Below are 26,808 nucleotides of genomic sequence, written 5' to 3' on the forward strand. Positions count from 1 at the left end.
ATGACAGCGGCGGTCGCCGCCAAGTGGCAGAAGGCGGAGCGTTACGCCCGGGAGCAGGACAGGTTCTGCCTCGACTCGCTACAGGTCACCATGCGATCCGAACACGATGAGCGGCATATCAGCTTCGAGGCCGGCTCCTGGTCGTGCACGTGCGACTTCTTCGCAGTGCACGCCACTTGCAGCCATGTCATGGCCCTGAACTTGATATTGCGGAAACAGGCCGGTCTACAACTGCCCGACAATCTGGAGTAGCAGCATGCCAAGAGCGATCGTCAGACTCGCTGAGCGCTCGCTGGCGACGAAATTCGGCAGCTGGCGGGAGATTCTCTACTACGACGGGGTCGCGGAGAGCGTCGCCCTGGTCCACGGCGAGGTGAGCGGACAGGAGGAAGTGCCGTGCCGGGTCCACTCGGCCTGCATTTCCGCCCACGTGTTCAACAGCATCGAATGCGACTGCCGCGAGCAGATGGCCGCCTCGCAGGCGACGATCCAGGAACACGGGAGGGGGGTCGTGATCTGGCTCGATCAGGAGGGACGAGCCAACGGGCATTTCGCGCTGATGCTGGCCACTCAGCTGTCCGCCGAGGAGGGCATCCCGCAAACCGAGGCGTACCGGAGGTTGGGCTATGGCGACGACCAGCGGCACTACGAGCAGGCGACCGCCATTCTGTACGACCTGCGGGTGACGTCCATTCGCCTGCTGACCAATAGTCCGGCCAAAGCCGGTGCCATTGCTGGAGACGGAATAAAGGTAGCGAACCTGCTGCCGGTGGCGGTTGATCTGGCACGCCATCCACAGCTACGTGATTACTACCGGGACAAGATCAATCACGGCCACATCCTCGACATGCCCACGGGAACAGAGCGGTGAACGACCCGCCTCGGGTGCTCGTCATGGGCGACCTGTGTCTGGATACCGTCGTGGAGACCTGGCTGCCGAAAACCTGGTCCCGCGTCGCCGCCTCTGGCGAACTGTTGGTGCGCGGTCCCATAGCCGACCAGGTAGGTGGCACCGCTTACCAATTCGCCAGACGGGCCGTACAGTTCGGGCTCTCACCCACAGTCGTCGGCTCGGTAGGCGAGGACGCCGCCGGCGAGATCATCGGCGATGCGCTGGCCGCGGCGCCGTTCGAGTGCCGGGTTCAGCGCAGTACGACGGCTCCCACGGCTCGTACCCTCGTGGCTTACGACGCGTCCGGCGCGCGCCACATGTTCACGTCCTCGGTAAGCGCCAATGACGCCTTGTCGAGCGACTTCGTGCGCGCCGGCGAATTCGGGCCATGGGATCTCATCTGGATCTCGGGGCTTTGTCTTCGTTCCCGCTCCGTTCCACGGTTCGCGGCGGTCGTCGGGGCTGTCGCCGAGGCCAGGCGGAGTGGCGCCCTCGTGGTGCTCGACGTGGTGCCGCATGACTTCTATCGGCTCTTCGACGCGCTGACCGAGGTCGCGGAGATTCTGGGCGGCCTGGACGGAGTGGTCACCGAGGCCAATACCGCGCGACGCATGCTGGGACTGGGGCGTCAGGACGAGAAGCAGTCAGTGACGATGCTGTCCGACACGGCCGATGCGCTGCTGAAAGTGACGTCCTTGGCCATCGTTCGCCTTCGTGACGGCTCGAAGTATCACCAGCTGGCGGCCTCACGCTCCAAACTGCACGCTTCTTACTCATATCCCGTCCCCGATGGGGCGGCGCTCCTGGGCTACGGCGACTTGCTGGCGGCGGAGGCGCTGCGTGACTACCTCGAACACCGCTCGGCAGGGGGTCACGAATGACCCGGCTTCATGCGGTGCTCATCGGCGTGAACAAGTATGCCGATATAACGATCCCCGACCTGTCATACGCCCGAGCGGATGCGCTCGCCTTTGCTGAATTGTTCGGGCGGGCGTTATACGCATCAAGTGTGCGGGTGCATCCACTCGTGGACGATCAGGCGACTCGGTCGGGCATCATCGACCTTATCGGGGTGCGACTGGCACGGATCGTCGACCGCCGTGACGCGGTGCTGATCTTCTTCGCCGGGCATGGCTCCCCCGAAATTCATCCCGGCCTCGATAAAGTGTCACGCTTCTTGGTCTGCCATGACACCCAGCGGCACGCGTTGCTTTCGAGCGCCATCGAGGTGCATACAGATCTGGCCCGGCTGGCCAGCCGGCTCAATGCGCGCCTCGTGGTCTTCATCCTCGATGCCTGTTTTTCCGGCTACTCCGATGGGCGTGGGATAACCGGGCCCCTGCTGGCGGAGCAGCGCCGAACGCACCGACCGCGGATCCGGCTGGAAAACCTGCCGCTCGGTTCAGGAACGATCTTCCTGTCGGCCTGCGCCGACGACGAAGTCGCGCGGGAAGACGGCACTCTCAGACATGGCGTTTTCTCCTACTACCTGCTCGAACAGCTACGCAGTCCGGGAACGACTAACGTCATCGGTCTGGCCAGTCTGTACGACCTGGTTTTCCATCAAGTGCGTGACTATAGCAATGGCCGCCAGAACCCGGTTCTCTGGGGCGACCTCAAGGGCGCCGGTTTGCCGCGGCTACTCATTCCGGGGAGCGATCATGGGTAGGGCACTGCTCTTTACTGGCGTCAAAAAGGTCGGCAAGACGACGGCCCTGAGAAATGTCGTCACCAGACTGGCCCCCAAGAGCGTCGTGGGTTTTTACGCCACCGAGCGGCGGATAGACGGCAAGCGCGTGGGCTTCGAGATCGAGATGCTGGACGGCCGGTCAGGCCGGCTCGCGTCCATTGATTCGGACAGTGATATGCGCGTGGGGCGACTGCTCAGCCATGGACGGCTCAAGTATGGCGTGGACCTCGAATTCCTGGACGGCGTCGCGGTGCCCGCCCTTCGTGCCTCCCTGTCGAACAATCCAGGGGGAATCGTGCTGGTGGACGAGATCGGGCCCATGCAGCTGTACTCGGCGGCGTTTCGGCAGGTCGTACTCGACATGCTCGAAAGCCCGTGCCTCATCCTAGGCACGGTGATGTCCCCCGCCGAGCCGTGGGTCGATGTCCTGAAGGAACATGAAGCGGTGGAGACATTCCACCTCACGCCGCAGAACAGAGACACCGTGACAGAGATGATGTGCCTCTATCTGGAGAAGCGGGTCCTGACCATGAGCGCTTCGTACGGCATGCCCCCACCACCCTCGGCGGCCTGAGCGCGCGTCGAGCCGCTCTGACCTGCATATTTTCCCGGAATCGTGGCAGGGAACAGACATGACGGCTGGACCAGGCGGCTACCCCGAGGACTCGCGGTACCTGCCGATCGGAGAGCACGGGTTGATCGGCGACCTGCGCACGGTCGCGCTCGTGGGCACCAACGGCACGATCGACTGGTACTGCTGCCCGAGCTTCGACGCCCCGAGCGTGTTCGCCTCGATCCTGGACGCCGACAAGGGCGGGTCGTTCGAGCTGTACGCCGACACCCTGGCGAAGACCAAGCAGTTCTACTTCCCCGACACCAATGTCCTGATCACCCGCTTCTTCGCCGTCGACGGGGTGGGCGAGATCCAGGACTTCATGCCGATCGAGGATGACTCCGACGAGGTGGACCGGCACCGGGTGATCCGCCGGGTGACCTGCGTCCGTGGAACCCTCCCGTTCCGCGCCCGGGTGGCCCCCCGGTTCGACTACGCCAGGCAACCCCACACGGTCCACCAGCACGGATCCCGGACGACGTTCGAGTCGGAGTCCCTGTCCCTCGCGCTGTCCGCCAGCGTGCCCATCGAAACCGACGGACGGGACGCCTGGGCGAGCTTCGAGCTCAAGGAGGGCGAACACGCCGTATTCGCCCTCGACCGGATCGGCGACGGGATCACCCCACGACCCTGCCCGAGCGCGGAGGCGGAGGAGCAGTTCGCCGCCACGGTGCGGTACTGGCGGAAGTGGCTGTCCGCCTCCCGCTACCGGGGCAGGTGGCGTGAGGTCGTCCACCGTTCGGCCCTCACGCTGAAGCTGCTCACCTACGCGCCGACCGGGGGGATCGTCGCCGCGCCCACGACCAGCCTGCCCGAGCAGGTCAAGGGCGGACGTAACTGGGACTACCGCTACGTATGGGTACGCGACGCCGCGTTCTGCGTGTACGCGCTGCTCAGGCTCGGCTTCACCGAGGAGGCCGAAGCCTTCATGGGCTTCCTGTCCACGCACGTCCCGCTCACCGGAGCCGGCAGTACCGGCCCGCTGCAGATCATGTACGGCATCGACGGACGCAGCGAGCTGCCCGAATCCGAGCTGAACCACCTGGAGGGCTACCGGGGGTCCGCGCCGGTACGCGTGGGCAACGCCGCCGTCAGCCAGCTCCAGCTGGACATCTATGGAGCACTCCTCGACTCCATCTACCTCTACAACAAATGGGGCAACCCCATCTCCAGCGACCGCTGGGAGCAGGTCTGCACGCTAATCAACTGGGTCTGCGAGAACTGGGACCAACCCGACGAAGGCATCTGGGAGACCCGCGGCGGACGCAAGGACTTCGTCTACTCACGGCTGATGTGCTGGGTGGCCATCGAACGCGCCATGCGCATGGCCGCCCATCGAGGGCTCCCCGCCGACATACCGCGCTGGCGCCGGGCCCGCGACACGATCTACCACCAGATCATGAAACACGGCTGGTCGACCTCGCTGCAGGCGTTCGTCCAGCACTTCGACGACGACGTCCTGGACGCGTCCATCCTGATGATGCCGCTGACCAAGTTCGTCTCCCCCACCGACCCCAAGTGGCTGTCCACCCTCGACGCCCTCGGCAGCGGGCTGGTCTCCGACTCGCTGGTCTACCGTTACAACCCCGAAGCCAGCCCGGACGGTCTGGAGGGGCCGGAGGGCACGTTCTCGATCTGCTCGTTCTGGTACGTCGAAGCCCTGGCCCGCGCCGGCCGCGTCGACGAAGCCCGCCTGGCCTTCGAGAAGATGCTCACCTACGCCAACCACCTGGGGCTGTACGCGGAAGAGATCGGACACACCGGCGAGCAACTCGGCAACTTCCCGCAGGCGATCACCCACCTGGCCCTCATCAGCGCCGCCTTCAACCTCGACCACGCCCTCGGCTAGTTCCTCGGGAGCAGTGTCGACGAACGTCCCGACCGCTCCATTGACAACCGTGGGGGCGGGCGGTGCGGCCCGCCCCCTCTTCGTTCAGCGGGCGTGCAGGCGGAACGGCAGGCGGACGGTGATGAACTCGTCGTTGTCCGGCTGCCCGGCCGTCCGTCCGAACGAGAACGGGAAGTTGTTGTCGTTGAGGATGCCGAGCGTGCGGTCGTCGAGGATCACGACGTCCTCGATGGTCTGGAACGGGAAGCGGAAAGTCTCGCCGAACCCGCCCAGGCCCTTGGGGTTGGCCAGGTCCAGCAGGTCGGCGGCGAGCGTCTTGTCCAGCGCGCCGTCGTGGTCGCGATCGCGGGTGTCGGCCAGGTAGACGCGCTTGAGCTTGGCCGCGTCGCCCTGCTCGTTGTCCCGCTCGATGATGAGGAAGCGGTGCTCGTCCACCGCGATGGCGTCGCCGATCGCGTTGGTCGGGCTGTCCAGCTTGTACGTCCAGCGCTTGCCGGTATACGCCCGCTTCCGGACGTCGAACTCGTTCAGCCGCAGCGTACCCGCCGGATCTCCGCTGACCGTGCCCTCCAGCAGCGGGTAGAGCCACCGGCCGTCGGCGGAACGGGCCATGCCCTCGAAGCCCTTGCTGCCGGCCAGGTTCGGCGTCGCGCCGTTGAGGGTCGGGTTCTCCGGCGCCTTGACGCCGGGCAGCTCGATCGGCGCCTCCAGCAGCGTGCCGGTGGCGGAGAAGTGCAGCAGGAACGGGCCGAACTCATCGCCGATCCAGTACGTGCCGTCCGCCGCCCGGACGATCGACTCCACGTCGAAGTCGGCGCCGGCGAGCACCCGGTCCGCCCTGGTCAGCGGCCACGAGACCCGGCCGCGCGGGTCTGACAGGTTGAACCCGCCCAGCACCCGTACGGTGCCCGCCTTGAAGTCCGGGCTGATCCGGTGCACGCGCAGCAGGAAGTCGGCGCTGTTGTTCTTGCCGCCGTACCCGTTGTCGGACAGCACGTCGAAGCTGCCGTCGCCGCGCCGGACGATGCCGCTGAACCCCTGGACCGGCTGGCCGGCGAAGGGCGGGGTGACGCCGTTGATCGGGGTGGTGCCGATCTGGGAGCCGGAGGGCTCGCTGCCGGGCACGAAGGTCTGCGCCGGGAGAGCGGCGAACCCGGTCAGCGTGGCGCGGCCCGTGTTGTCCCGCGCGCCGTCCTGTGCGGCGGCGTAGGACGCGGGACCGGTCGTGGGGGCGAGGCTCACGGCCAGCAGGGCCGCGCCCACCGCGAGGGAGATGCGTTTCATGACCGGCACGCTAGGAGCGTCACATGACGTGATTCCAAACGCAGTGCGTACGAATCATTCACTTTCGGGCGATCAAGATGATCGATCCGGGTGCCGGTTCTTCCTCAAGCGTTCACCATAAGGACGGAGTGCGGGGTGCCGCCCGTTCCCGCGACGCAATTGGGTCGGCTCCTGCAGACGTCAACGTTGGAGGAGATGTCCCATGTCCGCACCTGTCTCTCGCCGTTCCTTCCTCGGCCGCAGCGCCGCCGGTGGCCTCGGCATAGTGTTCGCCGGCAGCATCGAGGCGATCGCCGGGCCCGCCGCGTTCGCGGCCACGCGGCCCCCGCTCGGCTACGGCCCGCTGGTCGCCGATCCGGCCGGGGTGCTGGCCCTGCCCGCCGGGTTCTCGTACCGGATCGTCGCGGAGGCGGGGGTGACGCTGCTGGAGAGCGGCGAGCCGACGCCGAGCGACGCGGACGGGACGGCGAGCTTCACCCGTGGCAAGGGCGCCGGGTTTGACGGTGACGGAGCGGACAGCGAAGGAGCGGACAGCGAAGGAGTGGACGCAGAGCTCGGGCGTGGCAAGGGCGGCGCCACGCTGGTCAACAACCACGAGATCGGTGGCAGCGAGCCGTACCGGGTGCCCGCGTTGCCTGGCCTCACCTACGATCCGGGCGCGGGCGGTGGCACCACCAACATCGACGTGGACGCGCACGGCGTACGGATCCGCGAATACGTCAGCCTGGCCGGCACGCACAACAACTGCGCGGGCGGCAAGACCCCTTGGAACACCTGGCTGACCTGCGAGGAGACCGAGCAGCGGGCCGGTGGCGCCTTCCAGAAGGACCACGGGTACGTCTTCGAGGTCGACCCGTTCGACCGCAAGGCCAACCAGGACCCGGTGCCGCTGAAGTTTCTCGGCCGTTACTCGCACGAGGCCGTCGCCGTCGACCCGAAGACGTCGGCGATCTACCTGACCGAGGACGCTTCCGGACCGAACGGGCTCTACTACCGCTGGACGCCGCCGAAGGGGTTCCATGGCGGCAAGGGCGCGCTGCGGGAGCTGGCCCTCTCCGACGGCGGCGCGACCGCGGGCAAGCTGGAGGCGCTGAGCTGCTATCGCGACGGCGCGCACGTCGCCGACCTGTCGGAGGCCACCTCCCCCGGCACCCGCTACCAGGTCCGATGGGTGGAGGTGCCCGAACGCGACGCGCTCGTCCAGTCCGTACGCACCCAACTCCCCAACGACCAGATCACCCGCAGCCGCAAGCTGGAGGGCGCCTGGTGGGCGGACGGCGGCGCCTATTTCGTCGCGAGCTACGCGCGCCACACCGACGGCAGCGTCAACGAGCACGACGGCCAGGTGTGGTTCTACGACCCGCGCCACCAGACGGTCACGCTGAAGACCATCTTCGGCGTCAACCCCGACCCCGCCCAGGACACGAACTATGACGGGCCGGACAACATCACCGTCTCGCCGTACGGAGGAGTGATCCTCGCGGAGGACGGAGAGGGCATCCAGCACCTGGTGGGCGTCACCGCGCAGGGCAAGGCGTACCCGATGGCGCGCAACGAACTCAACGACAGCGAGTTCACCGGCCCCAACTTCAGCGCCGACGGCCGGATCCTGTTCGCCAACATCCAGAGCCCCGGCCACGTCCTGGCGATCACCGGCCCGTGGCGCCGTCCCTCCAACGCCGACTGAACCAGTCCGACGCCGGCTAGACACGGCTCGGCTGTGGTGCGGAGACCGGACTTCGTTATCCGGTCTCCGCTGGGTGTTCACGGTCGGTTCACCACACGCGCCTAACGTCCGGGTTACGGCGAGACGATGGGGACAACGACATGGAGCACGTGACGTTCCTGGTCGTCGTGGTGATCATCACGGCGCTGGCCTTCGACTTCACCAACGGTTTCCACGACACGGCCAACGCGATGGCCACCTCCATCGCGACCGGCGCGCTACGGCCCAAGGTGGCGGTGGCGATCTCGGGCGTACTCAACGTCCTGGGCGCCTTCCTGTCGGTGGAAGTGGCCAAGACGATCTCTGGCGGGATCGTGGACGACAGGCTGGTGACGCCGCCGATGGTGTTCGCCGGGCTGATCGGCGCGATCCTGTGGAACCTGCTCACCTGGCTGTTCGGGCTGCCGTCCAGCTCCTCGCACGCGCTGTTCGGGGGCCTGATCGGCGCGGTCTGGGTCGGCGCCGGGATGCGCGGCGTCCACTTCGACACGGTGCTGCAGAAGATCCTCATCCCGGCACTGGCCTCGCCGCTGATCGCCGGGTTCGTGGCCATGAGCGCCACCTACCTGGCGTACACGATCACCGCCCGCGCCCGGCACGAGTCGGTGACCACCACCTTCCGCTTCGGTCAGATCGTCTCCGCGTCGCTGGTGTCGCTGGCTCATGGCACCAACGACGCGCAGAAGACCATGGGCGTCATCACCCTGACGCTGATCTCGACCGGCGCGCTCGCCTCCGGCTCCGGCCCGCCCGTCTGGGTGATCGCCGCCGCTGGGCTGACCATCGGCCTGGGCACCTACCTGGGTGGCTGGCGCATCATCCGTACCATGGGCAAGGGCCTCACCGAGATCGAGTCGCCGCAGGGCTTCGCCGCCGAGGCGAGCGCGACCACGGTCATCCTGGCCTCCTCCCACCTGGGCTTCGCGCTGTCCACCACACAGGTGGTCTCCGGCGCCATCCTCGGCACCGGCCTCGGCCGCCGCCTCGCTCAGGTGCGCTGGGGCCTGGCCGGCCGAATGGCGCTGGCCTGGCTGCTCACCCTGCCCGCGGCGGCCGCGGTGGGCGGAGTGGCCGCCGCCGTGGCCACCACCGGCACGCTCGGCGTCACCATCGCCGCCGTGGTCGCGATCGCCGTCTCAGCCGGCCTGTACGCGGCCAGCCGCCGCGAGCCCGTACACGCGGGCAACGTCAACGAACTGCCCACCCAGCCGGAGCGGGTCGCCGCCTGAAACGACCCGCCCGCCCAACCACGGCGGGTCGCCGCCTGAGGGGATCGTGATGGACATCAAATGGGCCGCTCTCGGCCAGGTCTTCGTCGTCAGCCTCGCCGTCAGCGTCGTCGTCGTGGTCGTCTTCTCGCTCGGTGTGCTGGCGATATCGGCCCGCCAGATAGCCGAGGAGCGGCAGGCCACGGGCACCGGCCCGCTGGCCGCCGCCGTCCTGTGCTTCGCCGCCTGCGCGGCGGTGGTCGGCTACGGCATCTACCTGATCGTCCCGCAGTTCCACTGACCTCCACCTCCGAACGGCGACCACGCGGCGCCTTCCCTCCACCCAAGGACCCGTATACCCGAGGACCCGTATGCCCAAGGACCCCTACGCCCGAGGGCGGGACCAGCGGACGAGGATGGACACCGCGATCAGCGTCGTCATCAGCGCGTCGCCGACGTGCAGGACGTAGAGCCCCACCGGATACTGCTCGTGGATGACGGAGCCCGCGATCGCCAGCGCCTGGAACCCACCCCACACCAGGAGGCCGAGCCGCAGCGCACCCGGCCAGGTCACGATCCGGAGCCAGCTCATGAGCGTGGCCAGCACGAGCATCTCGATGACGTTCCTGCCGAATTGAGCGGCTACCTCCCACGCCTGAGGAGAGGTGGACGCGATCCCACCGCTCAACCTCATCCACACGCCGCCGAACACCGCGTAGTAGACGGCACTGGCGAACAGCGTCGCCAGTGCCGCGCCGACGACCGCCCAGTAGCTGGTCCTGATGGTCGTCATCTCTCGCCGGCCCGCCTGCTGGATCGTCTGCCGCTCCGCCCGCTGACCCATCTGCTCGCCCGCCTGCTGGATCGTCTGCTGGTCCATCTGCTGGTTCATCGCGATCTCCTGATCCGCTCGACTTGCCTTTGGTGGGGACGTCGACGCCGATCGGCCTGTCTCGACATCGCCGGCGAACGGAATGCGAACTGATCACTCAGACCGGGCGAGCGTACGGCGACGGGAGGCGAGCGCGCGCTTATAGGCTGTGCCGTGTGTGGCAGGCCAGTGCTTTCGAAGAACAACTCGCGGCAGCACAGGCGCAAGGAGACCTTGCCCTCTGCCTTGGTCTGCTGCGGGCGGCGGATTTCGCGATGCCGATCAGCGAGGCAGCCGCCGCCGGCGACGAGCCCATGGCCTGGGCCACTCAGGCCGACGACGAGCGTACGTGGCTGATCGTCTACACCTCGGCAGGCGCGCTCAGAGCGGCCACCGGCGTCGAGAACCACCGGGTCGTGTCGATGGTGGAGCTCGCCGCGGGCTGGCCGGACCTCCGGTGGGGGCTGGCGGTCAATGCCGGGCTGGAGCTCGCGTTCTTCCTGGAGCCGGGTACGGTGGCCAGGCTCGCCGTGCCCACATTGGCCCAGGACCACGCGGTCGAACCAGGTGTCCCGATCGTGCAGAAGTTGCTGGGGCCCGCGGAGATCCAGGCACTGCTCGATGACGGCAAGCCGCGGGTGTCCGGTTACTGCCACCACGCCCTCGACGTCGCCCACATCGCGACACCATCCGTGCTCGCTGAAGCGCTGTCACGGGAGGACGCGCTCACCGACCAGGGCGCCCTGAACATCCTGCGCTGGCCCGCGATCGGCGTCGATCTCTACCCGACGCCCTACGGCGGGGAGGACGAGGAGGGGATGCGGGCCGTCGCCGGCTGGGTGGTCGAGGAGCCGCCCTTCGTCGGCATGGGACTGGTGCCGAGCGTAGATCAGACGATCAGGGAGTACAAGGTGACGGGAGTCGCGCTGCCGTACGGGGCGGAGATCGTGGAGTTGGGGATCGACGGGGTCACGCGTGGCCGCGCCGTCTTCGACGGGGACCTCGGACAGTGGCTCCTGCGGGCCGCGCAATGACCCGGTCCCTCTACCGCTGGGCGGCGCGATGACGCGGTCCTTCTACCGCGCCCGCTGGGGCGGGGTCGACTACGAGGCCGCTCCGGAGCTGAGCGCCGACGGGGTGTGGCTGCGTCTACGCGACACCGCCGCGCAGGCCGGGTTCGAGGAGATCGCTTCCGGCGTCTGGGTCAGAGCGGTGCCCGCCGCGGAGTGCGAACGGGTGGACCTCGTCACGACGGTCTGCGTGTGGAAGGGCGCGTCTTTCCTGGTCATCGCGGAGAAGGACGGCGAAGTCCTCCTGGAGTACGCCGGCGCGTCGGTGCCCGTGGCGATGGAGCTCGGGCTGGAGCGGGTCGAGCGGGGCGTGTACCGCCGCTGGATCGCCGGTGACGAGGTGACCGCGCTGCGCGAGCACGCCGCTGACCTTGGGAAACTCTAGTTTTTTGGGAATTCACTATGAACAACGGTGAATGACGCCTATATGATCCGTTACTCCTAGAGCGGGTGTTACCTCTCTGTAATAAGGAGATTACGGCACGTGCGATCGACTGGAGAAGCGGAAACGTCTGGTATGCAGGCTTATGCCGATGAACTACGCCAGGCGTTTATTCGTTTACAGGACGACGGGCTTCGTCTTTTCGCGGAGGCGAAAGCCGTACAAGTGACGGAGAAATCCCAGGACGGCCTGGTCGCGGTAACGGTCGACGCGCGCGGTGAACTGGTCCGGCTGGATCTTGACCCCCGGATTTACCGCCGCCCCGATGCCCGTACTTTGGCCGATGTCATCACCGACACCACCCACCACGCGGCGGAAAAGATGCGGCAGCGCGTCGTGGAGATCTTCGAGCCGGTGATCCCCGCCGAGCAGATGCGGGCGCACCTCGACGGCGACGTGGAGACCGTGCTCGCGCAGCTCGCCGACCAGATGGCGGGGAGGGAGAATGCCGGTTCCTAGCCCCCGGACCCTGTACCTGGGCCCGTCAATCGAGAGCGGCATCGCCCAATGGAACACCATGGCCCTCGACCTGGAGCAGGCGTGGCCGGAGGTGTCCGAGGAACTGAAGGCGCTCAACGCGGCCGCTCCCTGGGGGAACGGCGCGGAAGGCCGGATGTTCGCGCAGGCCTACCTCAAGGACGACGGCCCCAGCAGGCTGGTCGAATCCGGGACCGCGCTGGTCGGCGAGATCGTGGACGTCGGGCCGCTGCTACGCGAGACCATCGCCAACTCCCGCTCCACGGACACCGCGATCGCGCAGGATCTCGCCTCCGGTGGTCGAATCAGAAAGGAAGTGTGACGGTCCAGCGTGGCGGGTCGCGGTGACGTCAATTCACAGACGCCGGATGGGCTGCCATCGGACAGGTTCGGGGGGATCTCGGCCAGCGATGTGCGTCCGGTGTGGGAGACGGAGAAGCTGCCGGACTGGGTGGTCTACTGGCTGATCCCGATGCTCATGTCGGGGCAGGCGTGGCCCGAGGCCAGCGAGAGCGGTCTGTGGCGGCTGCGGGAAGCGCACCGGCGGGCCGTGGACACCTATGTGGCCACGTTCGAGCCGACCGGCACGGCGGTTCGGACCATCGCCGCGGGATGGGAGTCTCCCGCCAAACCCGTCACGTTCACCCGCGTGGAGCGGATGTACGACGAGCAGACCGGCGCCCTGGCCAAGATGGCCGCCCACCATCAGTACGCCCAGCAGGCGGACGCCTTCGCGCTGGAGACCCAGTACTCGAAGATCTCGATCAACGTGGCCTTCTGGGTGGCCGTCATCGCGATCGCCGTGGCGTTGCTCGTCTCGTTCTTCTCGGCCGGTGCGACGGCGCCACTGGTGGGCCCCGCGGCGTCGAGCCTGCGGCTGGCCATCAGGAACATCCTCACCCGCCTGGGGATCGCGGCGGCCCGCCCCGCCGGGGTCACTGCGGCGGGCCGACTGACCACCCTCGCGGGCGGCACACTGGGCCGCCGGTTCATGTCGGCCGCGCTGACGCACGAACTGATCGAGGAGATCGGTGAAGAGGTCTTCATCGACGCCTTCACCCAGTACAAGCAGATCCAGATGGGCACCCGGCTGAGCTGGGACTGGGACAAGACCATGGCCGCGGCGGTGGGCGCCGGCGTGGGCGCCGTCGCCGGCACCAAGCTCGGCGCTCCGGTGTCCCGGCTCACCAGCGCCGTCCCGGGGATCAGCCACCTGAACCGGACGGCGGGCGACCTGCCCGGATGGGGCAACGCCTTCCGGCGATTCCCGGGCCGGGCGTTGAACACGGGCCTGAACAACGTGGTGGCCTCGCCCGCCGGCAGTTTCGTGGCCAACGGGCTCGTGTACGGGCAGTGGGAGCCGCCAACCGCCGACTCCCTGGTCGGTGGGTTCATGGGTGGCGCGGGCCGGACGAACACGATCAGCCCGTTCAATCCCAGCGTGGCCGGGGCGGTGCTGCACCCCATGAGCGCCCTGAACTCCGCCATGGACACCGCAGCGGCCACCGACCTGACGCGGACCACCGACCTGGCACAGGCCGACACGGACACGCGGCCCAATACGGACCCTGATACAGGTGCCCGGCCCGGCACGGATGGGCGGCCCGGCACGGATGCGCGCCCCGCTGGTGGTCCGCAGGCTCCGCCGAACGGGACGGGGTCCTACGGCGGGCCGGTCTCCCCCACGGTCCCCCCGCAAGGTACGCCGGGCGAAGGTGCACCGGGCGGTCCGGGACGAGCGACGGCCGAGCCGCCGATGAACGGCTCCCGGCCGGTGGCCTCCCCGGGCGCTCCCGACACGCCCCAGACCAGGCAGCCCGCACCCCCGCCTGGGGATCCGCGACCGGCTGGGGATCCGATGCCGAGTAGGGCACAGCCCGGCTCCAGCGCATCGGCCCCCGAGCCGACCCGGCCCGCCGAGCCCGCGCCAGCCGAGACGGCACGTCCCACCGACCCCGCGACTCTGGCCGACTCCACGACACAGGCCGACTCGGCGACGCGGCCCAACCTGGCGGCACAGCCGGATCCGCAGGCCGCCGACCCGAGCCGACCGGGCCGGCCCGCGAGCATCGACGACCTCATCAACCGGGACACCACACCTCGCACAGACGACCCGATCGACCGGGCTACCGCACCTCGCGCAGACGACCCCATCGGCCGAGCTACCGCACCCCATACAGACGGCCTCGTCAGCCGCGACACCGCACCCCGTACAGCCGTGGACCACGCGACCCGGACCCCGACCCTCAACATGGACCCACCCCCCAGGTCCGGCCAGACGCTCGCCAACGTCCGCGATCCCCGGAACGTTCCGCTGGCCGCTCGGTGGGAGCCCCTGCGCGGATCGGCCACCCCTGAGCCGATCACCGTCCCCCACACCGAGGGCGCGGCCCAAGTGGAGGCCCGCAGGCTGCTCGTCCCGTGGCGGGGCGGGTTGCACCCCGTCACGGAGTTCACCGTCCGGGTCCAGTATCGCGCCGACCCCCGGCTCACCCCCGAGGAGATCGCCGACGCGCACGCCCGCCTGCTCGAAGGGATCGACCTCTACTACAACCACCAGCACCAACTGGCCGACGGATCGCTCCTCCACGTACGGATGGAGTTCGTGGCCGCGCCCGACGAGGCCCCGGACGGCACGGTCGTCCTGCTGCACCCCGGGACCGGCACCCGCGCCGCCGACTTCGCCGACCGCGAGAGCTGGCACAGCGAGGGTGAGGTGATCAGCACCCCGCTGGACCAGCTACGGTCTTACCGCGACCGGCCCCCGATCCACTATCTGAGCTGGTACGCGGGAATGGAGCCGGTCGTGTTCGCGCACGAGACGCTACATCTGCTCGGCATGCTCGACGAATACGTCCACCCGCTCGCCGAGGACCGGCGCGACCTGGCCGCGCGCGACGTGCACGCCGACTCCAATCTGCTGGGTCAGGCCCAGCTGTTCTGGTCGGCCGGCCGGCCCGTCCTCGACCGGGACGGCCGTACGGTGGCCGAAACGGCGGGGCTCCGCGACCGGCACCTGGAGCATCTCTTCGCGCTCCTGCCGGAGAGCGACCAGCGGCCCAAGGTGTCACTCACCCGGCCCGCCCCCGTAGCCCCGGCCGAGGAGTGGTCGCGGCCGGAGTTCGAGCCGGCCGGTCGTCTGCCGGGGAACGTCCTGAGGCTGGTCGAGGAGTTCCCGTCCGACGGGCGCCCGCTCGTGGAGCACCTCCGGCTGCTCGAACGCATGGACGGCCTGTTCGCCGACGGGCGCCCGCTGACGAACGAGCACTTGGCGTACACGGACGCGCTGGTCCGGATGACGCAGGACATCTACGGCACCGGACCGGAGTACTCCTTCGCCATCGCCGAGCTCGCCGCCTTGAAGCACCTGGCCGAACTGCTGCTCGGCGACTCCGTACCGCAGCTCGACCTGCTGCGGACCGCGGTCAACGCGTTGCTGGGCAGGGACGCGACCACTCCGGTGACCACCCAGCAGATCCACCTGCTGGTACGCCTCGCGGCGACCGTGTCACCCCACCCCGGAGAGCCGGGAGCGGACACGTTGCGCCGGGCCATCCAGAGCTTCCGGCGCTCGATGCCGGGCGTCGTCCAGCTCCGCCGCGCGGGAATCAGCCTGCCCACGACCCCGGCGCAGACGGACCCCAGCACGAAAGCGCAGGCGGACCCCACCGCGACGGCGCAGGCGGACCCCAGCCCGGGCCCCAGCGCGGATTCCAGCACGGATTCCGCCCCCAATCCCACCGACGGGCTCCGCTCCAGCCTCAGCCCCACCGGTGACCGGAACGCCGACAGCGATCCCCGCCAGTTCCTGAGATTCTGGCGCGACCTGATGAACCAGGTACGCGCCGAAGCCCACCGGCGCGGCACGGCGCCCCTCGACGAGCTGCAGCAGTTCGCGCTTCAGCGCGCCATCGGCCGTATCTTCGCCGCCAACCCCGACGACTGGATGCTCAAGGGCGGCCAGGCGATGCTCTCCAGGAACCCGGGCGGCCGGGCGAGCACCGACATCGACCTCGTCAGGATGTCGGGGAACCCGGATCCGGACGCGATGGCCGACGAGTACGAGGCCGCGCTCGCCCGCGATCACGGTGACCAGCTGCGGTTCGTCCGGGAGTCCAAGGTCTACATCCTGCACGGCAAGGCGGTCAGGATGGCGCACACGGTCTACTGCGGCGACATGGAGATCATGCGGCTCAGCGTGGACCTCGCCCCGCCGCGTACCCGCGCGGTGTGGAAGGAACCGGAGATCATCCCCTTCCCCCAGCAGATCCTCGCGACGGGGCACCCCGACGAGAGCCCGCGCCTGCGGGTCATCTCCTACCACGACACGCTGGCGCACAAGGTGTCGGGCATCTACACCCACGGCATCAGGACGCTGGAGACGCGCTGCCACGACTGCATCGCCCGGGGCAAGGGGTTGTTCAGCTGCAAGGCGGGCGACCTGCCGTACCGGTGTCAGGACCTGGTCGACATCCTGATGATCATTCTGAACTCGTCGTGGGACGGCCCGGCCACGCACGCGATGCTGCACGCGGAGTTCGCCTGGCGGCTGGAGCAGGGCGAGAACCTGAAGGTGCCGTCGGCCTTCGAGATTCCCAGCCCAGACTGGTTCCGGAAGTTCGACCAGTACGCCAGGACCACCCCCGGCCTGCCGTACGCCGGGCTCACCGAGGCCATTCCGGTCGCGCAGGCGTTCCTCGATCCGCTGCTGCGGGAGGAGGCGCCGCCGCCGAGCCGCTGGGACCCCAACCTCCGCCGCTGGGTGGAGACGGACGACGTCACGGCCCCGGACGCCTCCGGTGACACGGTCGCGCCTGACGGCACCGCGGACGTACGGCATCTGCAGGTGCCCAGCACCGCCCCGGCGTCGGCGGTGCACGCCGACCCGGACATGATCGCGACGTGGGACCGGCTGTCCGCGGGCGACCTTGACGCCGAGCTCTCCCAGCTCAAGCAGCGCACCAACCTCTCCCCCGCCGAGAAGGTCGACTTCATCCGCAGCCGGATGATGTACGACAGCGGGTACGTCGAGCTGACCCGCGTCCCCGGCCCGGACAACCAGCACTTCAAACACCTGCGCTTCTACGCCCACCAGCGCGGCGAGCTGTACAGTCACGCGGCGGCCCTGATGGCCGATCCGGACACGACGGTCGAGATCGCCTACGAGCCGGACCGCGGCTTCAAGACCTTCCAGTGGGACGCCCATCAGTCCCACCTGGCCTACCTCGGCGCCCTGCCGAGCGGCATCACCCTGGACGAGGCCAACGCCGCCGTGCTGCACCAGCTGATCAAGGGGCGCACTGTCAACGACCCGGCGGCGCTGGTCGACGCCCTCATCGAGCTGCACGCCAAGCCGCTCAGGGACGCCCTGGCCTTGCGCCAGAGACTGATCGACGAGTACGGCATAGAACCGCACCGGGTCCGGCTGGCGTTCGCCAACACGAGCCAGAAGAGCCACTACAGCGAGTCGCAGTGGATGCGGGCCCAGCTCTTCGCCCTGCGGGCGATCCAGGCCGACCCGGTTCAGGCGCGGCAGCGCATGGTGGACGCGATGCTCGGGCCGGACGAGGCGACGGCCGCGCGGCGCGCGGCACGGGCCCAGGCGGTGATCGACCGGCTCCACCAGGCGAACGGCCAGGCCGACAGGCAGGCGAACGGGCAGGTCGGCGAGTACGCCCTGCTCTGGGTCCGTGACACCCGGGGCCAGCCGGTGGGCGGCCGGCACGGCCCGCACCTGGACACCCGGCCCGAGGTCCTGCGTCAGACGATCGAGGCGCTCCACGCGCGCCATCCCGGTCGGCGGGTCGTTCTTCTCGGCGACGACATCTTCGCCGGACGTCCTGAGCTGGAGGAGGCGTGGCGTCAGGAAGGGGTGCTGGACGGGGTCGACACCCGGACGCTGGTGGAGTTCTGGGCGGCCGAGCACAACGGCGGGCAGGCGCTGAGCTACGCCGAGCAGGGCCTGTTCTTCCATCGCCTGACCACCCAGAGCGACGTGGTGCAGATCGGGATGGAGAGCGGGGCGCTGGAGATCCCGGCCATGCTCGGCGTGCCCACCGTCTACTTCGAGGCCAGGGAGCACGACGGGAACAAGGGCAACCGCTGGCAGCTGTACTGGCAGGACTGGGCCTACGGCGACTCCGAGCCGGTCCTCGACGAGCAGGGCAATCCGCGCTTCGATCCGAGCGGGCGGCCGATCACGCGGTTCGTCACTACGGAGACCAGCCGGGCCCCGTTGCCTGCGATGCGGCGGCTGCTGTTCGGCCCCGACCTGCCCGACCCGGCCAACCGCCGGGGCCAGCCCGTCGCCGTCTACTACCCGGCCCGCGTCGCGGTCACGGTGGACCGGATCAACCGGCTCATCCGCGGCGGTGAGCTGGATCAGTGGCCGGACCGGCTGGGCCGCAGCGCCACGCTCGACGGTGACCGCTGGACGTACTGGAGCGAGGAGGACTGGAAGCGAAGCGCGTACTACGCCGAGCAGCTGCGCCGGTGGGTGCGCGTGGACGCCAGGACGCCCGAGGAGGCCGGTCGTAAGTGGCACGGTATCCGGCTCGCTCTGCTGGGTGTGCTGGAGCCGCAGTTCACCGTCGATCAGGAGTACGAGGGCGTGTCCCTGGCGCATCCGTACGCCGTGCTGCACCTGGAGCGCTCGCGCATCGACGTGGACGCCATCCGGATCTCCCGGGCGTACGGTCTGGATCCCGGCGAGCGCGCCACTGCCGTCGCGAACGCGATCAAATCCCTGCTCGACTCGCCGGGCTTCGCCCGTCAGGCCCTCGACGATCTGCGGCTCTTCCAGCTCGACCGGTCGGAGGTCCGTGACCTGGGCGAGGCGGTCGGCCGTGTGACAGCGGCGCCGGTACGGCCGTACGCCGACCGGCTCGACGTCCCCTTAGGCGACGGGCAGCCGACGCCCCGTCAGGTGCTCGACCGGTTCGACGCCACCAGGGCGGGGCTGCCGGAGGTGAGCGCGCGGGAGGCCGCCGCCTACATCGCGCGACACGCTGCCACGCGGCCGTGGCTGGCCGCCGCGGCCAGTCTGGATCCCGCCGTCCAGCGCGTGCTGGTCGCCATCGACCAAGGTCAGGGCCATCATCTCGCCCGGCACGGGGCGTTCGCCGCCGACGGCCGGCTCCACGGCCGTGTCGCCCGTCTCGAAGATCCGGCGCAGCTCGATGAGGAGCTGCGGGGGCGCGCCACTGACGCGTTCCGGCCGGGCGACCTGGAGCACCGCTGCCCGGACACGGCCACGGCCATCCACGATCCGGTCGCCTTCGCCGTCGCTTTCGCCCGCGCTCTTGAGCACCCGCTCATGCGCGCTGCTCTCGCCACCCCGTTCAACCCCGATCAGCGGCCCGGCCGGGTGTCCTTGCCGATCGGCGAGCTGCTCGGCCCCGACGGGCATCTGTACTGCGCCGGATTCCGGATCGTGCCGGTCGACGGCAGCCCGGAGACCGCCGTCGCGAACCGGTTGATCTGGGTCAGGGCGCTGCGCGCCGGAGAGCGGCCGGGCGTGCCGGAGCCGCAGGCCACGCCCATGGAGAGCTTCGACGGCGGCACCGTCGAGTTCTTCTTCCAGGTCAACGGGCAGCGGGACGGGTATGAGATCTCCACGATGTTCGCGGATCCGCCGCCGCCGGAGAGATGAGTGAGCGCCAAGAGCGGCCGGCCCGCCAGGAGGTGAGTGGGCGCCAAGAGCGCCAGGAGGTGGATGAGCGTCAGGAGCGGCCAGCCCGCCAGGAGGTGGATGAGCGTCAGGAGCGGCCGATGATTTCGGCGGCTATGTCCCAGCTCAGCGCCTCATCCCCGCCCTCCGGGATCAGCCGCGCCACCGCGGACTGCAGGTCCGCCACCCGATCAGCGTGCGCCAGGGCGGCGTAGCCACGCTGGTTACGGGCGGACAGCTCGGCCGGATCGAGGTCGGGCAGGAAATACGCCACGAACTCCCGGCCGTCCTCCGGGAACCCCTGCCGCCCGGCCAGCGGCGCCAGATCCGCGTGGATCCGACGCAGGTCGACGAGATCCTTCTGTACGGCGTCCATGAGGACGCGGCGCAACTCGCCGTGCTCGGCCCAGCCGGCGGCGAGATCCACGATCGTCCGGGCGGGGGTCGTCACCGGAATCCCCTCGACCACGCCCACCTCATCCGGCTTCAGGGCCGCGACATGCATCTTCGTCGCCCGGGGACCCTCGAACTCCTCCGGCACGGTGAACGTCACCAAGGGGCTCGGCTCGGATCCCAGCCCGTGCAGGCCGCAGGCCGACTCGTGCGAGAGAACAGCGTCCTCATGAAGGGACTGCGACCGCTCCCAGCGGAAACTCTCCGGCATGATCGCCAGCCAGGCGGCCAGCGGATAGGCGTAACGCGGCCCCATGGCCGACCACGCGAGCTGGTAGACCGCCCAATCCAGCTCGACCAGCAACCCGGACTCAGCGAAATGGAGCAGCGCCGGCTTGTCGATCCCCAGCCGACCGGCCTGCGCCTCCGTGATCAGCCCGCTCTGGCGCGCGGCGACGGCCGAAAGCGTGGCGAACTGCTCTTCCCACATCATTCCTCCACCAAAGATCCGCGTGACAAGGACAACCTAGCCGCCCCGGCCTCCGCGACTGGTGCTCACGGGCATACACGCAGGTCAGGAGTTTGAAGCCGATGGAGCTGGCCATGCTGAGCGTAGGGCCGAAGGGGGACTCATGGCGGTGACGACGCTGACGCAGGAGACGGTGACGAGCCTGTCGGAGCAGGTGACGGCCCCCTCCTACGACCGGTCGCGGCTCACGACCGGCATCGTGCACTTCGGGGTCGGCGGATTCCACCGCGCGCATCAGGCGATGTACCTCGACCGGCTGATGAACGAGGGCAAGGCGTTCGACTGGGCGATCTGCGGGGTCGGGGTCCTGCCCGGCGACGCCCGGATGCGCGAGGCGTTGACGGCGCAGGACGGCCTCTACACGCTCGTGCTGAAGCACCCCGACGGAACGCGCGAAGCCCGCGTCATCGGGTCGATCATCGAGTATCTCTTCGCCCCCGACGATCCGGAGGCGGTCATCGAGAAGCTGGCCGACCCTGCCGTACGCGTCGTGTCCCTCACCGTCACCGAGGGGGGCTACAACATCCACCCCGTCACCGGTGAGTTCGACCCGGAGTCGCCGGCGATCCGCGCGGACCTGGCACCCGGTGCGGTCCCGGCCACGGTGTTCGGCCTGGTCACCGAGGCGCTGCGACGGCGGCGCGAGCGGGACGTGACGCCGTTCACGGTCATGTCGTGCGACAACATCCAGGGAAACGGCGACGTGGCCCGCCGTACCTTCACGGCGTTCGCCCGGCTCGCCGATCCCGAGCTCGCCGCCTGGATGGAGCGTGAGGTGGCCTTCCCCAACTCCATGGTCGACCGCATCACCCCGGCCACCACCGACGAGGATCGCGAGGACGTGGCCCGGCGGTTCGGGGTTCGGGACGAGTGGCCGGTCATCTGCGAGCCGTTCACGCAGTGGGTGCTGGAGGAGCGCTTTCCCGCTGGCCGGCCGCCGTTCGAGGAGGTGGGGGTGCAGGTGGTCGCGGATGTCGAGCCGTACGAGCTGATGAAGCTGCGCCTGCTCAACGCCGGGCACCAGGCGCTGGCCTACTTCGGCTTCCTCAGCGGCCACCACTACGTCCACGAGGCCGCGGCGGACCCGGCGATCGCGACGTTCCTGCTCGACTACATGGACATCGAGGCCACGCCCACGCTGCGGCCGGTGCCGGGCGTCGATCTGGACGTCTACAAGCGGACCTTGATCGAGCGTTTCTCCAACTCCGAGGTACGCGACACGCTCGCGCGCCTGTGCGCCGAGTCGTCGGACCGGATCCCGAAGTGGCTGCTTCCCGTCGTACGCGAGCAACTTGCCAGGGGCGGTTCGGTGACCCGGGCGGCCGCCGTGGTAGCCAGCTGGGCGCGTTATGCCGAGGGCGTCGACGAATCGGGGGCGCCCATCGCGATCGTCGACCGGCTGAAGGACCGGCTGACGGCCATCGCGCGGACGCAGCGCCAGGACCCTACGGCGTTCATCGCGAATCGGGAGCTCTTCGGCGATCTCGTGGATGACGAGCGGTTCGTCCGGCCGTATCTGCGCGCGCTGGAGTCGCTGCGCGCCAAAGGCGCCCACGCCACGGTTCGGGAGCTCGCGGAGCACCGCACCTGACAATTTTACTTAACTCACGAAAGCCAAAATATCCCCTTATTTCTACGAAAATCTCACATATGAGTTTTCAAACAATGTCGATAAGGGATAAACCTAGTCTCATCGCCCTTTTCTTATGCGGTATCGGGGGGTGAAGAGGCGGTGAACTATCCACCTCAACCGAGCAGGCGCGACATTCTCCGTGGAGCCATGGCCGCCGGCGCAGCGGTGACTCTCGGCGGCGGGCTGAGCGCTTGTGGATCTCGCGGGGACGTGACGCGAGCCGGCACGACCGACCAGTGGCGCCAGTTCCAGGGCGCCACCCTGAACTTCATCTCGGAGAACACCGCCCCCACCGCGGCCATCGCCGCCAACACCAAGCCGTTCACCGACCTGACCGGGATCAACGTCAACATCGTCACGCTGGAGCTGACCGCCCTGGTCCAGCGGGTCGCCCTAGACCTGGCCTCGGGCCGGGCCCAGTACCAGGTGATCTACGCCGACCCCTACCAGGTGCTCGCCCCGTACCAGCGCGGGCTGGTGGACCTGCGGACGCTGGAGGCGGACCCGAACCTGCCCCGCCTGCCCGGCGGCATCGGCGACTTCATCCCCGTCCAGATGGACGCCGCCGGCCGGTTCGTCGATCCCGCGGCCTACTACGCCCTCCCCTATGACGCGCCGACGATGATCTGGCAGTACCGGCAGGACCTGTTCGCCAAGTACCACGACCGCATGGCCCACGACCTCGGGTTCGACCCCACTCCGGGCGGAGAGCGAACCTGGGAGGAGTACTTCCGGATCGCCCAGTGGTTCAACAAGAACGCCACCTCGGACGTCAAGTACGGCACCGGCCACCAGGCCAGGCAGCACGACTCCCTCATGAACGACTTCAGCAACGTCCTGTGGTCCTACGGCGGCGCCTACTTCGACCACGGCAAGGAAGTGGGCCGTCTGGGCTCACGGGATCCGGGACCGTGCCGGCTCGACTCCGAGGCCGCCATCGCGGGCGCGGAGTTCTACAACCGGCTGCTGTCCATCGCCGACCCGGCCTCCAAGACGTGGGACTGGGACGGCGTCGGCGCCGCCTTCCGCGCGGGCCGGCTGGCGATGTGCCCGAACTGGCATGAGTTCGCGGCCAGCAACGAGCTGGTGCTGCCCGGCAAGGTCGGCTACTCGGTGCTGCCCAAGGGCCCGGTCGCCACGGCCAACATGTACGGCGGCACGGGGATCGGGATCAGCGCGAACACGATGCCCAACGAGCGCGGCGCCGCCTGGCTGTTCCTCGTGTGGGCCACCTCCCCCGAGACCCAGCTCGCCAACCTCAAGAGCAAGGCCGGTGGTGGCACCCCGACGCGGACCTCCGTCTACGAGATGCCGGAAGTGCGCGCGGCCGAGAAGCGACCGTCGCCGATGCCCAACATGCTCGCGGCCGCCGCGGTACGGCAGGCCTGGACGCCCGAGCGGATCGGCCTGCGACCCAAGATCCCCATGTGGAACGAGTGCAACACCGCGATCTTCACCCAGCTGTCCACGATGCTCAGCGGGGCGGAGTCACCGGCGAACGCGATGCGTTCGATCAAATCCCGGGTGGACCAGATCGTGGCGCGAGGGTGGGTGGCCTAGATGGCGCAGACCTCAGCAGCGGTACGCGGCTCGGCCCAGCCGAAGAGCTCCGGCCGCAAGGAGCCGCGGGTCGGCTTCGAAGGCTGGATGATGGCCCCCGGCCTGCTGCTGCTGGCCGCGCTGTCGATCGTGCCGTTCATCGCCCTGATCGCGATGAGCTTCTCCCGCGTCCGGCTGCTGGGCGGGGTGAAGCTCGACCTGGTGGGCCTCAACAACTGGGCGCGCTTCTTCACCGACGCGGACATGTGGCTGTCCTGGCTGCGGACGATCATCTTCTTCGTGCTCACCGTTGGGCTGGAGATGGTCCTGGGGATCGGCATCGCGCTGCTCCTGTTCCGCGTGCTGCGCGGCCGTAACATCCTGCTCAGCCTGCTGTTGCTGCCGATGTTCGCCGCGCCGTCGATCGTCGGCCTGCTGGGGCGCTACCTCACCGACTCCACCTTCGGGCTGTACGCGTGGGTGCTGCGCGGGTTCGGCTACACCGGTGACATCCTCGGCGCCCCGGTCAGCGCCTTCGCCGCCGTCGTGCTCATGGACGTGTGGGAGTGGACCCCGCTGATCGCCCTGATCACCCTGGCCGGGCTGTCCAGCGTGCCACAGTCGGTGCGGGAGGCCGCCGCCGTCGACGGCGCCCGGGGCTGGATGACGCTGCGCTACATCCTCTTCCCGGCAATCTCCAATGTGCTGCTCGTCGCGCTGCTGATCCGCTCGATGGACGCCATCCGCTTCTTCGACATCATCTGGGTCACCACCAACGGCGGCCCCGCCGACGCGACCAAGATCGTGCCGGTCCGGCTGTACGAGACCGCGTTCCGCTTCTTCGACCTGGGCTACGCCGCCGCCATCGGCCTGGCGATGCTGGCCTTCTCGATCTTCATCGCGCGTACCTTCGTCCGGCTGCTGGACGTGAGGGGGTTGACCCGATGAGCACCTCGATGACACCGCCGGCGGCGCCCATACCTCCGGAGACCCTTCCCGGCGAGGCCACCCGGCCACCGGTCACCGCCGCCCCGCGCGGCGAGGCCCAGTCGCCGCTGGAGGAGAGCAGCCGGCGTACGCGGTGGCTGGTGACGCTGCTCATCGTGCTGGCGCTGCTCTGGACGCTGGTCCCGCTGGTCTGGATGCTGATGTCGTCGTTCAAGAACGCCGAGGCCGTGACGGCGGCCACGCCGCAGTTCTTCTTCTCGCCGACGCTGGACAACTACCGCAACCTGTTCACCGGCGCCAACAACCTCGGGCCGTACATCGTGCACAGCGTGCTGGCCGCCGGGATCTCCGCGCTGCTCGCGGTCGGCCTGGGCGCGCTGGCCGGGTACGGCCTGGCACGCACCCACATGCGCGGCAAGAAGCACCTGGCCTTCTGGATCATCTCCACGCGTATGGCGCCCATCGCGGCAGTCGTGGTGCCGCTGTTCCTCATCTTCCGCGGGCTCGGCCTGATCGACTCGATTCCCGGGCTGATCCTGGCCTACCTGACCTTCAACCTGCCCTTCGCCATCTGGCTGATGAGCGCGTTCTTCGCCGAGGTGCCCTCGTCGCTGGAGGAGTCGGCGCTGGTCGCGGGCTGCTCTCGCTGGCAGGCCTTCTGGATGGTCATCCTGCCGCTGACCAAGTCGGGGCTGGTCACCACGTTCATCCTGTGCCTGGTCTTCGCCTGGAACGACTACGCCTTCGCCGTGGTCTTCTCCGGGCCGAACTCCCAGACGCTGCCCATCGCCGCCTCCCAGCTGGTCACGCAGACGGGCATCGACTGGGGGCAGCTCACCGCGATCGGCACGATCGTGGTCGTGCCGATGATGCTCGCCGGGCTCGCCGTGCGCCGCTGGCTGGTCACCGGACTCACCCTCGGCGCCATCACCGGGGAGTAGGTGAGGCTATGCGCGCGGCCGTACTGCACGGCATCGGCAAGATCCTGCTGGAGGAGCGCCCCCGGCCCGAGCCCGGCCCCCGGGAGGTGCTGGTACGGGTCGCGTCGGTCGGCACCTGCGGCTCGGACGTGCACTACTACGAGCACGGCCGCATCGGCGACTTCGTCGTGGAGTCGCCGCTGGTGCTGGGCCACGAGGCGTCCGGCACCGTGGTCGTCAGCGGGCCGGGCGTCGGCCGCGAGCTTGTGGGGCGGCGCGTCTCGGTGGAGCCGGGTACGCCCGACTTCACCTGCCGGCAATGCCGGGCCGGCCGCTACAACCTCTGCCCGCGGATGCGGTTCTTCGGCACCCCGCCGATCGACGGCGCCTTCTGTGAGTACGTCGTCGTGCGTGAGGAGTTCGTCTACCCGGTCCCTGACAGCCTGTCCGATGACGCCGCCGCGCTGATCGAGCCGCTGTCGGTGGGCGTGTGGGCCTGCCGCAAGGCCCGGGTCGAGCCGGGCGCCCGCGTGCTGGTCACCGGCGCCGGGCCGGTCGGGCTGCTGTGCGTGCAGACCGCCCTGGCCTTCGGCGCCACCGACGTCCTGGTCACCGACGTGAATCCCGTACGGCTCAGGGTGGCCCGCGACCTGGGCGCGAGTGAGACCCTCGACGTGCGCGAGAACCCGCTGTCCGACGCCGGGTTCGAGCCCGACGTACTGCTCGAATGCTCGGGTCAGCCGACCGCGATAGGGCAGGCCATCCGCGCCGTCGGACGGGCCGGGCGGGTCGTCCTCGTCGGCATGGGCGGGGACGAGATCCCGCTGCCGCTGGCCCACGTACAGACCCGCGAGCTGGAAGTGACGGGCACGTTCCGCTACGCCGGCACCTGGCCCGCGGCCATCGCCCTGGCCGCCGCGGGCCGGGTCCAGCTGGACGCGCTGGTGACCGGCCATTACGGACTGGCCGAGGTCGAGCAGGCGCTCACGGCCGGCGCCCGTGACCCCGAGCTGGTCAAAGCCGTCGTCCGGCCGCAGGAGTGAGTTTTAGGGGAG

Annotated in this window: 22 protein-coding genes; 19 read left to right on the forward strand and 3 right to left on the reverse strand. The window is 69.0% G+C overall.

Translation table 11 applies throughout. From position 1 onward, the window contains the following. From ACIBO2_RS11125 to ACIBO2_RS11150, 6 genes are read left to right on the forward strand one after another with little or no spacing between them, the layout of a single operon-like run. Window positions 1-252 carry an SWIM zinc finger family protein gene (locus tag ACIBO2_RS11125; RefSeq protein ID WP_358544357.1) on the forward strand — a complete coding sequence of 84 codons (252 nt, stop codon included), beginning with the start codon at window positions 1-3 and terminating at the stop codon, window positions 250-252. Window positions 253-256: 4 nt separating this feature from the next. Next, window positions 257-871 (forward strand): hypothetical protein, encoded by a 615-nt coding sequence (locus ACIBO2_RS11130; RefSeq protein WP_358544358.1) that lies wholly within the window; start codon window positions 257-259, stop codon window positions 869-871. Window positions 872-921: 50 nt separating this feature from the next. Beyond that, entirely contained in the window at window positions 922-1,773 is an 852-nt protein-coding gene (locus ACIBO2_RS11135; RefSeq protein WP_358544359.1) for a PfkB family carbohydrate kinase, read from the forward strand. Beyond that, window positions 1,770-2,561, forward strand: coding sequence for a caspase family protein (locus ACIBO2_RS11140; RefSeq protein ID WP_358544360.1), 792 nt, complete (start codon window positions 1,770-1,772; stop codon window positions 2,559-2,561). The genes ACIBO2_RS11135 and ACIBO2_RS11140 overlap by 4 nt, the downstream gene beginning before the upstream one ends. After that, a complete protein-coding gene (locus ACIBO2_RS11145; protein WP_358544362.1) occupies window positions 2,554-3,156 on the forward strand; it encodes a nucleoside-triphosphatase in 603 nt (200 codons plus the stop codon). Before ACIBO2_RS11140 ends, ACIBO2_RS11145 begins: the two co-directional genes overlap by 8 nt. Window positions 3,157-3,214: 58 nt before the next feature. After that, window positions 3,215-5,044 (forward strand): glycoside hydrolase family 15 protein, encoded by a 1,830-nt coding sequence (locus tag ACIBO2_RS11150; RefSeq protein WP_397296554.1) that lies wholly within the window; start codon window positions 3,215-3,217, stop codon window positions 5,042-5,044. Window positions 5,045-5,128: 84 nt separating this feature from the next. Here ACIBO2_RS11150 and ACIBO2_RS11155 read toward each other — a convergent pair whose 3' ends face one another. After that, the gene (locus ACIBO2_RS11155; RefSeq protein WP_397296556.1) at window positions 5,129-6,328 is read right to left on the reverse strand and encodes an esterase-like activity of phytase family protein; all 1,200 of its coding nucleotides are present in this window, start codon (window positions 6,326-6,328) and stop codon (window positions 5,129-5,131) included. Between the two features lie 202 nt (window positions 6,329-6,530). Between ACIBO2_RS11155 and ACIBO2_RS11160 the strand changes: the two genes are divergently transcribed. The 3 genes from ACIBO2_RS11160 (at window position 6,531) to ACIBO2_RS11170 (ending at window position 9,563) form a co-directional block, all read left to right on the forward strand. Continuing rightward, window positions 6,531-8,015, forward strand: a complete 1,485-nt coding sequence (locus ACIBO2_RS11160; protein ID WP_358544366.1) for an alkaline phosphatase PhoX — start codon at window positions 6,531-6,533, stop codon at window positions 8,013-8,015. 140 nt (window positions 8,016-8,155) lie between these two features. After that, window positions 8,156-9,283, forward strand: coding sequence for an inorganic phosphate transporter (locus ACIBO2_RS11165; protein WP_358544368.1), 1,128 nt, complete (start codon window positions 8,156-8,158; stop codon window positions 9,281-9,283). 49 nt (window positions 9,284-9,332) lie between these two features. Next, complete coding sequence (locus tag ACIBO2_RS11170; RefSeq protein WP_358544370.1) at window positions 9,333-9,563, forward strand: hypothetical protein; 231 nt, start codon at window positions 9,333-9,335, stop codon at window positions 9,561-9,563. An 84-nt stretch (window positions 9,564-9,647) separates the two neighbouring features. Here ACIBO2_RS11170 and ACIBO2_RS11175 read toward each other — a convergent pair whose 3' ends face one another. Continuing rightward, complete coding sequence (locus ACIBO2_RS11175; protein WP_358544372.1) at window positions 9,648-10,154, reverse strand: DUF1761 domain-containing protein; 507 nt, start codon at window positions 10,152-10,154, stop codon at window positions 9,648-9,650. 155 nt (window positions 10,155-10,309) lie between these two features. Between ACIBO2_RS11175 and ACIBO2_RS11180 the strand changes: the two genes are divergently transcribed. The 5 genes from ACIBO2_RS11180 to ACIBO2_RS11200 all read left to right on the forward strand — a co-directional run bounded on the left by ACIBO2_RS11180 (window position 10,310) and on the right by ACIBO2_RS11200 (window position 19,773). Next, on the forward strand, window positions 10,310-11,167 hold the full coding sequence (locus ACIBO2_RS11180) for an SseB family protein (RefSeq protein WP_358544374.1): 858 nt from the start codon (window positions 10,310-10,312) through the stop codon (window positions 11,165-11,167). 28 nt (window positions 11,168-11,195) lie between these two features. Beyond that, window positions 11,196-11,588, forward strand: a complete 393-nt coding sequence (locus tag ACIBO2_RS11185; RefSeq protein WP_358544376.1) for a hypothetical protein — start codon at window positions 11,196-11,198, stop codon at window positions 11,586-11,588. Between the two features lie 132 nt (window positions 11,589-11,720). Then, window positions 11,721-12,104, forward strand: a complete 384-nt coding sequence (locus ACIBO2_RS11190; protein ID WP_358544378.1) for a YbaB/EbfC family nucleoid-associated protein — start codon at window positions 11,721-11,723, stop codon at window positions 12,102-12,104. Beyond that, window positions 12,091-12,444, forward strand: a complete 354-nt coding sequence (locus tag ACIBO2_RS11195; RefSeq protein ID WP_358544380.1) for a hypothetical protein — start codon at window positions 12,091-12,093, stop codon at window positions 12,442-12,444. Before ACIBO2_RS11190 ends, ACIBO2_RS11195 begins: the two co-directional genes overlap by 14 nt. Window positions 12,445-12,543: 99 nt before the next feature. Beyond that, entirely contained in the window at window positions 12,544-19,773 is a 7,230-nt protein-coding gene (locus tag ACIBO2_RS11200; protein WP_358544382.1) for a hypothetical protein, read from the forward strand. A gap of 106 nt (window positions 19,774-19,879) precedes the next feature. Here ACIBO2_RS11200 and ACIBO2_RS11205 read toward each other — a convergent pair whose 3' ends face one another. Further along, a complete protein-coding gene (locus ACIBO2_RS11205) occupies window positions 19,880-20,677 on the reverse strand; it encodes a hypothetical protein (RefSeq protein WP_358544384.1) in 798 nt (265 codons plus the stop codon). A gap of 139 nt (window positions 20,678-20,816) precedes the next feature. Here ACIBO2_RS11205 and ACIBO2_RS11210 point away from each other — a divergent pair, with 139 nt between their 5' ends. The 5 genes from ACIBO2_RS11210 to ACIBO2_RS11230 all read left to right on the forward strand — a co-directional run bounded on the left by ACIBO2_RS11210 (window position 20,817) and on the right by ACIBO2_RS11230 (window position 26,796). Then, the gene (locus tag ACIBO2_RS11210; RefSeq protein ID WP_358544386.1) at window positions 20,817-22,304 is read left to right on the forward strand and encodes a mannitol dehydrogenase family protein; all 1,488 of its coding nucleotides are present in this window, start codon (window positions 20,817-20,819) and stop codon (window positions 22,302-22,304) included. 252 nt (window positions 22,305-22,556) lie between these two features. Then, window positions 22,557-23,906 carry an extracellular solute-binding protein gene (locus ACIBO2_RS11215; RefSeq protein WP_397296561.1) on the forward strand — a complete coding sequence of 450 codons (1,350 nt, stop codon included), beginning with the start codon at window positions 22,557-22,559 and terminating at the stop codon, window positions 23,904-23,906. Continuing rightward, a complete protein-coding gene (locus tag ACIBO2_RS11220; protein ID WP_397296563.1) occupies window positions 23,907-24,833 on the forward strand; it encodes a carbohydrate ABC transporter permease in 927 nt (308 codons plus the stop codon). Further along, entirely contained in the window at window positions 24,830-25,774 is a 945-nt protein-coding gene (locus ACIBO2_RS11225; RefSeq protein WP_358544392.1) for a carbohydrate ABC transporter permease, read from the forward strand. The genes ACIBO2_RS11220 and ACIBO2_RS11225 overlap by 4 nt, the downstream gene beginning before the upstream one ends. Window positions 25,775-25,782: 8 nt before the next feature. Beyond that, complete coding sequence (locus ACIBO2_RS11230) at window positions 25,783-26,796, forward strand: NAD(P)-dependent alcohol dehydrogenase (protein ID WP_397296565.1); 1,014 nt, start codon at window positions 25,783-25,785, stop codon at window positions 26,794-26,796. The last annotated feature ends 12 nt before the right edge of the window (window positions 26,797-26,808 follow it).

The sequence above is a fragment of the Nonomuraea sp. NPDC050022 genome (assembly GCF_044460705.1).
GTDB lineage: Bacteria > Actinomycetota > Actinomycetes > Streptosporangiales > Streptosporangiaceae > Nonomuraea.